The following is a 12,513-nucleotide window of genomic DNA, read 5'->3' as shown; positions in this document are numbered from 1 at the left end:
TGGCTCCGCGGTGTGACGTGCCGTCACCCACCCGCTTCTTACGTTTCCCTCCGCCACACCAACGGAAGAGGGAGACCCCACCATGTCCAAGCCGCGCCGGTCCACACAACGCGGTAGGCGCACGCTCGTCGCGGTCGCACTGGCGGCGGCGGTCGTCGGCGGTACCGGCGGCTGGGCGGCGGGTTCCACCCAGGACGCAGTCACCGGGCCCGCGCCCGGCGCCGCGGCCTGGCGCGCGGACCACTCCGTCGGCAAGCGGCTGCCCGACCCGGCGACCGCGACCCCGGCCGAGGTCGCCCGGTTCTTCCGTTCGCTGACCGAGGCCGAGCGCCAGGAACTGACGGTGCGTCACCCACTGACGGTGGGCAACCTCGACGGCGCGCCGCTCGCCCTGCGCTACCAGGCCAACGCCCTCGCGCTGAAGGCCGAACGCGCGCGCCAGCTGGCCCGCGCCACCGACCCCGCCGGGACGCTCCAGGACCACCAGGAAGCGCGCCGGCTGGCAGACCGCTACGCCGAACTGCTCCGCCCCGGCCGCCAGATCCTCGCCTTCGACCCGCGCGGCAGGGGCCAGGTGGCCGAGGTGTTCGGGGATCTGGCGACAGCGCGGCGTACGTCCGTGTTCGTGCCGGGCTCGGACATCGACCTGTCCTCGTCCGACCGGGCGCGCGACCCGTACGGCACGCCGTCCGGCATGGCCAAGTCGCTGCGGGCCCGGATGGCCGCCGAAGCGCCCGGCGTCCGTACGGCCGCGATCGCCTGGACCGGTTACACCACCCCGCTCGGCCTCGGCCCGGACGCCGCGACCGGCCGCCTCGCGGAGGCCGGCGCCCCGCGCCTGGCCCGCTTCCTGGACGGGCTGGCCGCGGTCGGCGTACCGGCCCCGGCCCTGCTGTGCCACAGCTACGGATCGGTGGTCTGCGCCCTGGCCGTACCGGACCTGGAGCGGGGACGGATCTCCGACCTGATCGTCTTCGGCTCACCCGGCATGCGGACGGACAGCGCGGCGGCGCTGCGCACCACCGCCCGGGTGTGGGCCGCCCGCGACGCCTCCGACTGGATCGGCAACGTGCCGCACGTCGAGTTCCTGGGCCTGGGCCACGGTACGGACCCGACCGACCCGGAGTTCGGCGCGCGCCGGGTGCCCGCGCGGACGGCCGAGGGACACACCGGCTATCTCGCGCCCGGTACGGACTCGCTGCGCAACTTCGCCGACATCGCGCTCGGCCGCTACGACCGGGTGCGCTGACGGGCGCGGCCGCCCCGCCCACCGCCACCGGTCCTTCCCGCCCTTTCGACACCGCGAAAAGAGGCCCCCATGGCCACCCCGCTCCCGGCCCCGCTCCTGGCCCCCGTCCGCAAGGCCGTGCGCACCATAGAGGGCCGTACGCCCGCCCACCGCGACCGCGCGATCGACGGTCTGCGCGCCCTCGCGCTGCTCGCCGTGCCGACCGGTCACTGGCTGCTCGGCGGCTTCACGCTCGACGCCGACGGCGCGCTGCACAACGCCAGCCCGCTGTCCTCGTTCGCCGCCCTGGCGCCCGCCAGTTGGGTGCTCCAGATGCTCGGCATCTTCTTCCTGGTCGGCGGTTACGCGTCGGTGCTGTCCTTCCACCGCGCGGCCGGGCGCGGCGAGCCGACGGGCCACTGGCTGCGGGCGCGCCTCGCCCGGCTGGGCCGTCCCGTCCTCGGCGTGACCGCCGTCTGGGCGGCGCTGATCCCCGTACTGTCCGCGTGCGGCGTGCCCGAGCCCACGCTCCGTACGGGAGCGACGCTGGTCATCCAGCCGCTGTGGTTCGTCGGGGTCTACGCGGGCATCACCGCGCTCACCCCGTACTGCGTCCGCGCGGCCCGCCGTATGGGCGCGTGGGCCGCGGCGCCGCTCCTCGCCGCCGTCGCCGTGGTCGACTTCCTGCGCTACGGGCCGTACGCCGACGCGATGCCGTCCTGGCTGAGCCTGCTGAACCTGCTGCCGGGCTGGATGTTCGCCTACCAACTGGGCGTGTCCTGGGGCGAGAAGCGGCTCGGGCGGCGCGCCGCGTGGACGCTGCTGCTCGGCGGTACCGCGTTGTTCGCGGCGCTGCTGCTCTTCTTCCACTACCCGGCGAGCATGGTCGGCGTCCCGGGCCAGGACCGTACGAACTCCCACCCGCCGTCCCTGCTGGTCCTCGCGCTGGCCGCGGCCCAGTCCGGCGCTGCGGTCCTGCTGCGCGACCGCATCGCCCGGCTGCTGCGCCGCCCGGCCCTCTGGGCGCCGGTGGTCGTCGTCAATCTCTGCGCGATGACGGTGCTGTGCTGGCACCAGACGGCGATGTTCTCGGCGGCCGTGCCCGCGTCGTTCGCCGGTGTCGTGCCCGGTCTCACCACGGCGCCGGACACCGCGGGCTGGATTCTCGCCCGCCTCGCCTGGCTGCCCGTCTTCGCCGTCGCGCTGGTGCTCATCGGCCGGGTGACCCGCCGTTTCGAGGCGCCGTGGACCGGGATGACGGCGGCCCGGCGGGCGGTCGCGGGGACCCTGGCGGCGGCGTTCGCGGTGTTCGCGCTGGGGCTGGCCTGAGGCGGGCCGTGGCCCGGGAAGGGCCGGCGGGTGGTGCCGCCAGGGGGGACGGCACCGCTCGCCTCGCTCTTGTCCTGCCGGTCGTTACTCGCGGCCCACCGAGGTGAACGACATGTCCGCGTACCGGTCGCCCGCGACCTTGCCCGCGACCGGCTCCAGCCGGGCCAGTTCCTCCTCGCCGAGCACGATGCGGGTGGCGGCCGCGTTCTCCTCGATACGGCTGCGCTTGCGCGTGCCCGGGATCGGCACCACGGCCAGGCCGTGCACCTGCGCCTGCTGCTGCACCCAGGCCAGCGCGATCTGCCCGAGCGACGCCCCGTGCGCGGCGGCGACCTCGCGCACCGGCTCCAGCAGGGCCGCGTTCGCCTTCGCGTTGTCGCCCGTGAAGCGGGGCTGCTGGCGGCGGAAGTCGTCCTCGGTCAGCTCCTGTTCGGCGCTGACGAACGAGCCGGTCAGGAAGCCGCGGCCAAGCGGCGAGTACGGCACGAAGCCGACACCCAGCTCCCGCGCGGCCGGCACCACGCCGTCCTCCACGTCCCGGCTGAACAGCGACCACTCCGACTGCACGGCCGCGATCGGGTGCACGCCCTGTGCGGCGCGCAGTTCGCTGCCGGTGACCTCGCTCAGGCCCAGGTGCTTGACCTTGCCCTCGGCCACCAGCTCGGCCATCGCGCCGACCGTGTCCTCGATGGGCACGTTCGGGTCCCGGCGGTGCATGTAGTACAGGTCGATCTCGTCCACGCCGAGGCGGCGCAGGCTGGCCTCGACGGCCTGGCGGATGTAGGGGCGGTCGTTGCGGATGGACCGCTTGGCGGGGTTCAGCGGGTCGTCCGGGTCCGCGGCGATCGCGAACTTCGTCGCGAGCACGACCTCGTCCCGGTGGGCCCGGACGAACGGCCCGATGAACTCCTCGTTGTGCCCCACGCCGTACATGTCGGCGGTGTCGAAGAGCGTCACGCCCAGTTCGAGCGCCCGCTCCAGCGTCGCCCGCGCCTCGTCCTCGTCCTTGGTCGGGCCGTAGGCGAAGCTCATGCCCATGCAGCCGAGGCCCTGGACACCGACCAGCGGGCCGGCGGCCCCCAGGCGGACGGTTTCTATCTTCTCGGTGGTCATGCCGACCTCAGACTCCCTCCGACGCCCGGCGGGCGTCCGCATAAGCATCGATCTTGTAGTCGAGGACCCGCAGCGTGCTCTGCAGCTCGGCGATCCGCTCCCGTACGTCCTCGCGGTGCGCGGTCAGCAGCTCTTCCCGCTCGGCGAAGGTGTGCTCGCCCTCGCGCACCAGCTCGGCGTAGCGGACCATGTCCGCCACCGGCATGCCGGTCAGCCGCAGTTTCGACACCAGGTCCAGCCAGTCCAGGTCGCGGTTGCTGAAGCGGCGCTGGCCCGTGTGCGTACGGTCCACGTGCGGCATCAGCCCGATCCGTTCGTACCAGCGCAGGGTGTGGGCGCTCAGTCCGGTGTGCTCGGCGACCTCGCTGATCGTGTACTGGTCGCGGCCGGTGGGCCGCGGGTGCAGGACCGGGCCCTTGCACCGGGGCGGTGCCGACAGCCCCTGGTCCGCCACCCTCGTGTCCGTCGCCGTCACCGTCATGCCGCGCCTCCCGTAGTCGCCGGATGTCCCGGACCCCTCTCACGACGACCTCAACGCTAGAGAGTTCGAGCGCACTCCAAGCAAGCGGGGTTTTTGACCGGGCCTTGAAGGAAGCACGAGCCCGGCGTCCCGTACCCGGGCCGTCCCGGGCGCGGGAGCGGTGGCGTTAGGCTCGTGGCCATGTCCTTGCAGAGCCTTCGGATGATCGAGAACTGGCCGGTGCCGACCGCGGCCGCCGCCGTCGTACGGACCGACGGGACGGTGGCCGGCACGTACGGCCCGCAGGAGCACCGCTTCCCCCTGGCCTCGGTCACCAAGCCGCTCGCCGCGTACGCCGCGCTGCTGGCCGTCGAGGAGGGCGCGGTCGAGCTCGACGAGCCGGCCGGTCCCCCGGGCTCGACCGTGCGCCATCTGCTCGCGCACACCTCGGGGCTGGCCTTCGACGAGGACCGCGTGCAGGCCGCGCCGGGCGAGCGCCGCCTGTACTCGAACGCGGGATTCGAGGCGCTCGGCGACCACATCGCCAAGGCCACCGACATCCCCTTCCCCCAGTACCTGCGAGAGGCGGTCCTCGAACCGCTCGGCATGACCGCCACCGACCTGCCGGGCTCGCCCGCCAAGGACGGCGTCTCGACCGTCGCGGACATGGCCCGGTTCGGCGCCGAACTGCTCGCGCCGCGCCTGCTGGCGCCGCAGACGCTCGCCGAGGCGACGTCGGTGGTCTTCCCCGGCGTACGCGGCGTGCTGCCCGGCTACGGCATGCAGAACCCGAACGACTGGGGCCTGGGCTTCGAGATCCGCGACGGGAAGTCGCCGCACTGGACGGGCGCCGCCTCCTCGCCGCGCACGTTCGGGCACTTCGGCCAGTCCGGCACGTTCCTGTGGGTGGACCCGGACGCGGGCGCGGCCTGTGTGGCGCTGGCCGACCGGGCCTTCGGCCCATGGGCGATCGAGGCGTGGCCGCCGCTGACCGACGCGGTCCTCGCCGAGCTGCGCTGAGCGCGGACAGCGGCGCGGTGGCCCGGTTCGCCGCGCTCCCGGGGCCGGTGGCCGGGCGCCGGCCCTCAGCCGTACGACGGTTCGCCCGGCATCTCCCACATCAGGCACTCCGTGTCGCCCTCGGCGGCCAGCTCCAGGTCCGCGGCGTCGGTGATCCGCGCCGCGTCCCCGGCCGCCAGGCGTTCGTCCGCCAGCCGGACCGCGCCGCGCACGACGTGGACGTACACCCGCGGCGCGTCCGGCAAGGCCGAGCGCGCGCCGTCGGCCAGCCGCCGCAGATGCAGCAGCGCGGCGGCCCCGGGCACCGCGTACGGCGTCCCGTCGGCGATGCCGCGCACCACCTCGTACTCCGGTTCGCCGCCGGGTCCGGCGGGCGCGAGCCACATCTGCACGAAGCGCAACGGTGCGGTGCCGTCGTTGCGTTCCTCGTGCCGCACACCGTCCGCCGCGCTGAGGCGCTGCACGTCGCCGGGGCGCACCACGGTCTCGTGGCCGGTGGTCGAGTCGCGGTGGGTCAGCTCCCCCTCGACGACCCAGGTGACGATCTCGGTGTCGCGGTGCGGATGCTCGTCGAAACCCGCGCCCGGCGCCAGCCGTTCCTCGTTGCAGGCGATGAGCGCGCCGAAGCGCAGGTTGTCCGGGTCGTAGTGCGGGCCGAAGGAGAAGGCGTGCCGCGTCTCGATCCCGGCGGCCGCATCGCCGCCCGGATACCGTTCGTCGCCCCTGTGTACGTGGATCACCCGACCACCGTAGTCCCCTCCCGTCCCGGCCCACCGCGCCATCACACCGCCCCGATAAGGCAGGCTTGTCCCCGTGTCTGAACCCGCATCGCGCGACGCGCACCCGCATCCGCACACCGCGACGCTCCGCCGGCTGGAGAAGTCGTCCGGCAAGCTGGCCGCGAACGCCATCGCGCGCATGGACGCGCAGCTGCCGTGGTACCGCGCCATGCCGCCGGAGAACCGCTCGTGGATCGGGCTGGTGGCCCAGGCGGGCATCGCGGCCTTCACCGAATGGTTCCGGCACCCGGAGACGCCGCAGGCCATCAGCACCGATGTCTTCGGTACGGCGCCGCGCGAGCTGACCCGGGCGATCACGCTGCGCCAGACCGTGGAGATGGTCCGTACGACCATCGAGGTCATGGAGGCCGCGATCGACGACGTGGCGGCCCCCGGCGACGAGGGCGTGCTGCGCGAGGCGCTGCTGGTCTACGCGCGCGAGATCGCCTTCGCCACCGCCCAGGTGTACGCGCAGGCCGCGGAGGCGCGCGGCGCCTGGGACGCGCGGCTGGAGTCGCTGGTGGTCAACGCGGTGCTCTCCGGGGAGGCGGACGAGGGCGCGGTGTCGCGGGCCGCCGCGCTCGGCTGGAATAGCCCCGAACATGTGTGCGTTGTGCTGGGTACGGCCCCGGACGGGGACAGCGAACTGACGGTGGAAGCCATCCGCCGCGCGGCCCGGCACGCCAAGCTCCAGGTGCTCACGGGCGTCCTGGGCAGCCGTCTGGTGGTGATCGCGGGCGGCTCGGACGATCCGCTCAAGGCGGCGAAAGCCCTGATCGGACCGTTCGCGGCGGGCCCGGTGGTGGCCGGTCCGGTGGTCGCCGACCTGCTGGCGGCGACGCGCTCGGCGCAGGCCGCGGCGGCCGGGCTCAAGGCATGTGCCGCTTGGCCGGATGCCCCCCGTCCCGTACTGTCCGACGATCTGCTCCCGGAGCGGGCGATGGCGTCCGACCCGGCAGCGCGTGAGCAGCTGGTGGAGGAGATCTACAGACCGCTGGAGGAAGCAGGCTCGGCACTCCTGGAGACGCTGAGCGTGTATCTGGAACAAGCCAGCAGCCTGGAGGGCGCGGCGCGGATGCTGTTCGTCCACCCCAACACCGTGCGCTACCGGCTGCGACGTGTGACGGACGTCACCGGGTGGTCACCTTCCGACGTACGCTCCGCCTTCACGCTGCGTATCGCGCTGATCCTGGGGCGTCTGGCCGACGGTGACAGCCAGCTCTAGGCTTTTGTAGAACACCAACAATTCCCCTGATGGTTCTTCGTCCCTGTCCCCACGGGCGGGCGGGACCTCCCACAAGAGAGAGTGTGAGGGTGCTCGTACTCGTCGCTCCCGGCCAAGGCGCTCAGACGCCCGGCTTCCTGACCCCCTGGCTCGACCTCCCCGGAGTCGAGGACCGGCTTCGCGCGTGGTCGGCCGCCATCGACCTGGATCTGATCCACTACGGCACGAAGGCCGACGCGGACGAGATCCGCGACACCGCGGTGGCGCAGCCGCTGCTGGTCGCGGCCTCCCTGATCTCCGCCCGGCAGCTCTTCGCGACCTCCGAGGACTTCTCCCGGCTGGTCGGCGCCGCCGCCGGACACAGCGTCGGCGAGCTGGCCGCTGCCGCCCTGACCGGCGTGCTGTCCGAGGACGAGGCGCTCGGGCTGGTACGCAAGCGCGGCCTGGCCATGGCCGAGGCCGCCGCCGTCACCGAGACCGGCATGGCGGCCCTCCTCGGCGGCGAGCAGGACGTCGTCCTGCCGCACCTGGAGAAGCTGGGCCTGACCCCCGCGAACGTGAACGGCGCGGGCCAGATCGTGGCCGCCGGCACCGCCGGGCAGCTGGCCGCGCTGGCCGAGGACAAGCCCGAGGGCACCCGCCGCGTCGTACCGCTGAAGGTGGCCGGCGCCTTCCACACCGTCCACATGGCCCCGGCCGTGACGGCGCTGGAGGAAGCGGTCGGGCAGCTCACGCCCGCCGCCCCGCACACCCGGTACGTGTCCAACAAGGACGGCCACGTCGTCACCGACGGGCAGGACGTCGTCCGCCGCCTGGTGGGCCAGGTGGCCAACCCGGTGCGCTGGGACCTGTGCATGGAGACGTTCAAGGAGCTGGGCGTCACCGGCATCATCGAGGCCAGCCCCGGCGGCACCCTCGTCGGCATCGCCAAGCGCGCGCTGCCCGGCGTCAAGACGCTCGCCCTGAAGACCCCGGACGACCTCGACGCGGCCCGCACGCTGATCGCCGAGCACTCTGCCCCGGCCGAATAGGAGCCCCGAGAGCATGACCTCGAAGATCAAGCCCGCCAAGGGCGCCGCGTACGCGCGCATCATGGGCGTCGGCGGCTACCGCCCGACCCGCGTGGTGCCGAACGAGGAGATCCTCAAGCACATCGACTCCTCCGACGAGTGGATCCGCTCGCGCTCCGGCATCGCCACCCGGCACTGGGCCGGCCCGGAGGAGACCGTGTCGGCCATGTCCGTGGAGGCGGCCGGCAAGGCCATCGCGGACGCCGGTGTCACGCCCGAGCAGATCGGCGCGGTGATCGTCTCGACCGTCTCGCACTTCAAGCAGACGCCGGCGATCGCCACCGAGATCGCGCACAAGATCGGCGCGGGCAAGCCCGCCGCGTTCGACATCTCCGCCGGCTGCGCCGGATTCGGCTACGGTCTCACCCTCGCCAAGGGCGTGATCACCGACGGTAGCGCGGAGTACGTGCTCGTCATCGGCGTCGAGCGGCTGTCGGACCTGACCGACCTGGAGGACCGGGCCACCGCGTTCCTCTTCGGCGACGGCGCGGGCGCCGTGGTCGTCGGCCCCGGCAAGGAGCCCGCGATCGGCCCGACCGTGTGGGGCTCCGAGGGCGACAAGGCCGACACGATCAAGCAGACGTTCGGCTGGGACGTCTACCGCCGCACCCCGGTGCCCGGCGGCGACGGCCCCGAGGCCCGGATGGCGCTGGACGAGATCCGCTACCCCGCCATCACCCAGGAGGGCCAGGCGGTCTTCCGGTGGGCGGTGTTCGAGATGGCCAAGGTCGCCCAGCAGGCGCTGGACGCGGCCGGGGTCAGCCCGGACGACCTGGACGTCTTCATTCCGCACCAGGCCAACATGCGGATCATCGACTCGATGGTGAAGACCCTCAAACTGCCGGAAAATGTCACGGTCGCCCGTGACGTGGAGACCACCGGCAACACCTCGGCCGCCTCGATTCCGCTCGCCATGGAGCGGCTGCTGGCGACCGGCCAGGCCAAGAGCGGGGACACCGCGCTGGTCATCGGCTTCGGGGCGGGTCTCGTGTACGCCGCGACGGTCGTTACCCTCCCCTAGGCAAGATCTGCGCAGCGCCATCCGCTCGAACGCGTCCCGGCGGCTGTACGGAGCTTGAACCACAACCCGGAACTGCGGACCTTCCAGTTCCCCGACACATCACCGAAGGAGCGCCATCATGGCCGCCACTCAGGAAGAGATCGTCGCCGGTCTCGCCGAGATCGTGAACGAGATCGCCGGGATCCCCGCCGAGGACGTCAAGCTGGACAAGTCCTTCACCGATGACCTGGACGTCGACTCGCTGTCCATGGTCGAGGTCGTCGTCGCCGCCGAGGAGCGCTTCGACGTGAAGATCCCCGACGACGACGTCAAGAACCTCAAGACGGTCGGCGACGCGACCGAGTACATCCTCAAGCACCAGAGCTGATCCAGCTCCGGCGCATGTCGCCACCCCGCGGTGGCGCCGTCGATTCTCAACCCCTCGACCTGTGGAGTAGGAATTTCCGTGAACGCGACCAATCGCACCGTGGTCGTCACCGGTATCGGCGCAACCACACCGCTGGGTGGCGACAGTGCCTCGACCTGGGAGGGGATGCTGGCCGGCCGGTCCGGCGTCAGCGCCCTCACCCAGGACTGGGCAGCCGACCTCCCCGTCCGCATCGCCGCCTCGGCGGCCGTCGACCCGGGCGAGGTCATCCCCCGGGCGCAGGCCCGCAAGCAGGACCGCTCGGCGCAGCTCGCGCTGATCGCGGCCCGTGAGGCGTGGGCGGACGCCGGTTTCGACGCCAAGGCCGGCGAGGACGGTTCCGTCGACCCCGACCGGCTCGGCGCGGTCATCGCCTCCGGCATCGGCGGCGTGACCACCCTGCTGAACCAGTACGACATCCTGCGGGAGAAGGGCTCGCGCCGCGTCTCCCCGCACACCGTGCCGATGCTGATGCCGAACAGCCCGTCGGCCAACGTCGGCCTGGAGGTCAACGCGCGGGCCGGTGTGCACACCCCGGTCAGCGCCTGCGCCTCCGGCGCCGAGGCCATCGGCTACGCCATCGAGATGATCCGTACGGGCCGCGCCGACGTCGTCGTCGCGGGCGGTACGGAAGCCGCCATCCACCCGCTGCCGATCGCCGCGTTCGGCAACATGATGGCGATGTCCAAGGACAACGACAATCCGCAGGGCGCCTCCCGCCCCTACGACGCGGACCGCAACGGCTTCGTGCTCGGCGAGGGCTCCGGCGTGATCGTCCTGGAGTCGGCCGACCACGCCGCCAAGCGCGGCGCGCGGATCTACGCCGAGGCCGTCGGCCAGGGCATCTCCGCCGACAGCCACGACATCGTGCAGCCCGAGCCGTCCGGCAACGGCATCGCGCACGCCCTGCAGAACCTGCTCGCCAACACCGACCTCAAGCCCGCCGAGATCGCGCACGTCAACGCGCACGCGACCTCGACGCCGCTGGGCGACCTGGCCGAGCTGAAGGCGCTGCGCAAGGTCTTCGGCACCGAGGCCGACCACATGGCGATCTCCGCCACCAAGTCGATGACCGGCCACCTCCTGGGCGGCGCGGGCGGCGTGGAGACCGTGGCCTCGATCCTGGCGCTGTACCACCGGGTGGCGCCGCCGACGATCAACATCCAGAACCTCGACCCCGAGGCGGACGCGGACATCGTCCGCGACGTCAAGCGCGAGCTGCCCGCCGAGGGCACCATCGCGGCGCTGAACGACTCGTTCGGCTTCGGCGGTCACAACGTGGTGCTGGCTTTCCGGACCGTCTGACCGGGACCAGCCCGAGCGTCACAGGGGCCGCGCCGTTTCGGCGCGGCCCCTGTCGTCTGCGTACGGCAGGTTCTCAGCCGTCGAAGCTCGCGAAGTACGCCGCGGCCCCGTCCTCGTCGCCGTGCCCCTGCTCCTCCGCCCGGCGGAAGCGCTCCGCCGCCGCCGTCGCCAGGTCCATCCGTACGCCGGCCCGCTCGGCCGCCTCCGCGATCAGCCGGGCGTCCTTGCGCGCGGCGGACACCGTGAAGCTGGCCGGATAGTCGCCGGAGAGGATCAGCTCCGACTTCATCCGGAGGTACGGCAGGTCGAGCGGGCCGCCCGCGACCGCGTCCAGGAGGGCGCGCGGGTCCACGCCGAGGCCCTGGGCGAGCGCGAGCGCCTCGCCGGTGCCGTTGATGACGGTGAGCACCCAGCTGTTGACGGCCAGCTTGAGGCGGCTGGCCGTGCCCGCCGCCGCGTCCTCGCCGAGCCACAGGGTGCGCTGTCCGACGACGTCGAGGACCCGTCCGGCCCGTTCCCGTACCTCCTGCGGCCCGGCCGCGAGAACCGTCAGCAAGCCCTTCTCGGCGGGTTCCTTCGTGCCGAGCACCGGCGCGTCGACGAGGTCCAGTCCGTGTTCGCGGGCGAAGGCGGCGAGCGGGGCGACTCCGTCGGCACCGACGGTGCTCATCTGGAGCCAGAGGGTTTTGGCGCGCAGCGCGGGGGTGCTCTGCCGCATCGCGTCGAGGACGGCGGGTCCGTCCAGCAGGACGGTCAGGACGGCGTCCGCGCCGTCCACCGCCTCGGCCGGGGTGTCCACCACCCGTACGCCGTCAGCGGCCAGCGGTTCGGCCTTGGCGCGGGTGCGGTTCCACGCGCGGACGGCCAGGCCCGCGGCGGCGAGGTTGCGGGCCATCGCCGAGCCCATGATTCCGGTGCCGAGCACCGCCACTGAGGTCTTGTCAGGCATGTCCCGCACGCTACGGCTTGGAGCGCGCTCCAGGGAAAGCGTGACGCGGCCGGCCTCAGACGACCTGGTGCAGCCAGCGGACCGGGGCGCCCTCGCCCGCGTACCGGAAGGGCTCCAGCTCGTCGTCCCAGGGCTTGCCGAGCAGCTTGGCGACCTCGGCCGCCAGCTCCGTCTCGCCGCCCGCCGAGCGGGCCAGCGCGGCGCGCAGCCGGTCCTCCGGAATGAGGATGTCGCCGTGGATGCCGGTGACGGCGTGGAAGATGCCCAGTTCGGGGGTGGCGCTGTAGCGCTCGCCCTCGGCGGTGGCGCAGGGCTCGGCGGTCACCTCGAAGCGCAGCAGGTGCCAGCCGCGCAGCGCGGAGGCGAGTTTGGAGGCCGTACCGGCCTCGCCCTGCCAGGAGAACTCGGCTCTCCACGTCCCTGGGGACGCCGGCTGGCGGATCCAGTCGAGGTTGACGCGCACACCGAGCACGCCCGCGACGGCCCATTCGACGTGCGGGCACAGCGCGCGCGGCGCGGAGTGGACGTACAGAACTCCACGTGTCGTCACCGGGACCTCCGATACGGTTCGAGGTTCGCCTTCCCCAGCGGCCTCGTGCCCGTTCCGG

General features: G+C 73.0%; 13 protein-coding genes. 8 read left to right on the top strand and 5 right to left on the bottom strand.

The window, feature by feature from the left end; genetic code table 11:
* Positions 1-82: 82 nt before the first annotated feature.
* Both ADK86_RS29920 and ADK86_RS29915 read left to right on the top strand, forming a co-directional pair.
* Positions 83-1,249, top strand: coding sequence for an alpha/beta hydrolase (locus tag ADK86_RS29920; RefSeq protein ID WP_053699424.1), 1,167 nt, complete (start codon positions 83-85; stop codon positions 1,247-1,249).
* Positions 1,250-1,318: 69 nt separating this feature from the next.
* On the top strand, positions 1,319-2,557 hold the full coding sequence (locus ADK86_RS29915; protein WP_053699423.1) for an acyltransferase family protein: 1,239 nt from the start codon (positions 1,319-1,321) through the stop codon (positions 2,555-2,557).
* 84 nt (positions 2,558-2,641) lie between these two features.
* Here the strand turns inward: ADK86_RS29915 and ADK86_RS29910 are convergent, their stop codons facing one another.
* Both ADK86_RS29910 and ADK86_RS29905 read right to left on the bottom strand, forming a co-directional pair.
* A complete protein-coding gene (locus ADK86_RS29910; protein ID WP_053699422.1) occupies positions 2,642-3,670 on the bottom strand; it encodes an aldo/keto reductase in 1,029 nt (342 codons plus the stop codon).
* Positions 3,671-3,677: 7 nt separating this feature from the next.
* Positions 3,678-4,151 (bottom strand): MerR family transcriptional regulator, encoded by a 474-nt coding sequence (locus ADK86_RS29905; RefSeq protein ID WP_078952350.1) that lies wholly within the window; start codon positions 4,149-4,151, stop codon positions 3,678-3,680.
* Positions 4,152-4,331: 180 nt separating this feature from the next.
* Here ADK86_RS29905 and ADK86_RS29900 point away from each other — a divergent pair, with 180 nt between their 5' ends.
* The gene (locus tag ADK86_RS29900) at positions 4,332-5,150 is read left to right on the top strand and encodes a serine hydrolase domain-containing protein (RefSeq protein ID WP_030183464.1); all 819 of its coding nucleotides are present in this window, start codon (positions 4,332-4,334) and stop codon (positions 5,148-5,150) included.
* A 65-nt stretch (positions 5,151-5,215) separates the two neighbouring features.
* On the opposite strand, the gene ADK86_RS29895 is transcribed toward ADK86_RS29900, so the two are convergent.
* Positions 5,216-5,932, bottom strand: a complete 717-nt coding sequence (locus ADK86_RS29895; protein ID WP_053699421.1) for a pirin family protein — start codon at positions 5,930-5,932, stop codon at positions 5,216-5,218.
* A 31-nt stretch (positions 5,933-5,963) separates the two neighbouring features.
* Between ADK86_RS29895 and ADK86_RS29890 the strand changes: the two genes are divergently transcribed.
* The 5 genes from ADK86_RS29890 (at position 5,964) to ADK86_RS29870 (ending at position 10,956) form a co-directional block, all read left to right on the top strand.
* On the top strand, positions 5,964-7,154 hold the full coding sequence (locus ADK86_RS29890; protein WP_030597484.1) for a PucR family transcriptional regulator: 1,191 nt from the start codon (positions 5,964-5,966) through the stop codon (positions 7,152-7,154).
* Between the two features lie 89 nt (positions 7,155-7,243).
* Positions 7,244-8,185 carry an ACP S-malonyltransferase gene (locus ADK86_RS29885; protein ID WP_199834499.1) on the top strand — a complete coding sequence of 314 codons (942 nt, stop codon included), beginning with the start codon at positions 7,244-7,246 and terminating at the stop codon, positions 8,183-8,185.
* A gap of 13 nt (positions 8,186-8,198) precedes the next feature.
* The gene (locus ADK86_RS29880; RefSeq protein ID WP_053699419.1) at positions 8,199-9,245 is read left to right on the top strand and encodes a ketoacyl-ACP synthase III; all 1,047 of its coding nucleotides are present in this window, start codon (positions 8,199-8,201) and stop codon (positions 9,243-9,245) included.
* Between the two features lie 118 nt (positions 9,246-9,363).
* Positions 9,364-9,612, top strand: a complete 249-nt coding sequence (locus ADK86_RS29875) for an acyl carrier protein (RefSeq protein WP_053699418.1) — start codon at positions 9,364-9,366, stop codon at positions 9,610-9,612.
* A gap of 78 nt (positions 9,613-9,690) precedes the next feature.
* Positions 9,691-10,956 (top strand): beta-ketoacyl-[acyl-carrier-protein] synthase family protein, encoded by a 1,266-nt coding sequence (locus ADK86_RS29870; RefSeq protein WP_053699417.1) that lies wholly within the window; start codon positions 9,691-9,693, stop codon positions 10,954-10,956.
* A gap of 73 nt (positions 10,957-11,029) precedes the next feature.
* Here the strand turns inward: ADK86_RS29870 and ADK86_RS29865 are convergent, their stop codons facing one another.
* Positions 11,030-11,905, bottom strand: a complete 876-nt coding sequence (locus tag ADK86_RS29865) for an NAD(P)-dependent oxidoreductase (protein WP_053699416.1) — start codon at positions 11,903-11,905, stop codon at positions 11,030-11,032.
* Between the two features lie 55 nt (positions 11,906-11,960).
* Positions 11,961-12,455 (bottom strand): DUF3145 domain-containing protein, encoded by a 495-nt coding sequence (locus ADK86_RS29860; RefSeq protein WP_030597503.1) that lies wholly within the window; start codon positions 12,453-12,455, stop codon positions 11,961-11,963.
* Positions 12,456-12,513: the final 58 nt, after the last annotated feature.

It is taken from the genome of Streptomyces sp. NRRL F-5755 (genome assembly GCF_001279365.1).
Lineage (GTDB): Bacteria > Actinomycetota > Actinomycetes > Streptomycetales > Streptomycetaceae > Streptomyces > Streptomyces rimosus.
Note: the sequence above shows the minus strand (reverse complement) of the source record. Positions and strands in the feature narration are given on the sequence as shown.

Excerpts from the sequence above, each read along its gene's own strand:
- ADK86_RS29920 (WP_053699424.1), top strand. The coding sequence starts at position 83 with ATGTCCAAGCCGCGCCGGTCCACACAACGCGGTAGGCGCACGCTCGTC.
- ADK86_RS29915 (WP_053699423.1), top strand. The coding sequence starts at position 1,319 with ATGGCCACCCCGCTCCCGGCCCCGCTCCTGGCCCCCGTCCGCAAGGCC.
- ADK86_RS29910 (WP_053699422.1), bottom strand. The coding sequence starts at position 3,670 with ATGACCACCGAGAAGATAGAAACCGTCCGCCTGGGGGCCGCCGGCCCG.
- ADK86_RS29905 (WP_078952350.1), bottom strand. The coding sequence starts at position 4,151 with ATGACGGTGACGGCGACGGACACGAGGGTGGCGGACCAGGGGCTGTCG.
- ADK86_RS29900 (WP_030183464.1), top strand. The coding sequence starts at position 4,332 with ATGTCCTTGCAGAGCCTTCGGATGATCGAGAACTGGCCGGTGCCGACC.
- ADK86_RS29895 (WP_053699421.1), bottom strand. The coding sequence starts at position 5,932 with ATGGCGCGGTGGGCCGGGACGGGAGGGGACTACGGTGGTCGGGTGATC.
- ADK86_RS29880 (WP_053699419.1), top strand. The coding sequence starts at position 8,199 with ATGACCTCGAAGATCAAGCCCGCCAAGGGCGCCGCGTACGCGCGCATC.
- ADK86_RS29875 (WP_053699418.1), top strand. The coding sequence starts at position 9,364 with ATGGCCGCCACTCAGGAAGAGATCGTCGCCGGTCTCGCCGAGATCGTG.
- ADK86_RS29865 (WP_053699416.1), bottom strand. The coding sequence starts at position 11,905 with ATGCCTGACAAGACCTCAGTGGCGGTGCTCGGCACCGGAATCATGGGC.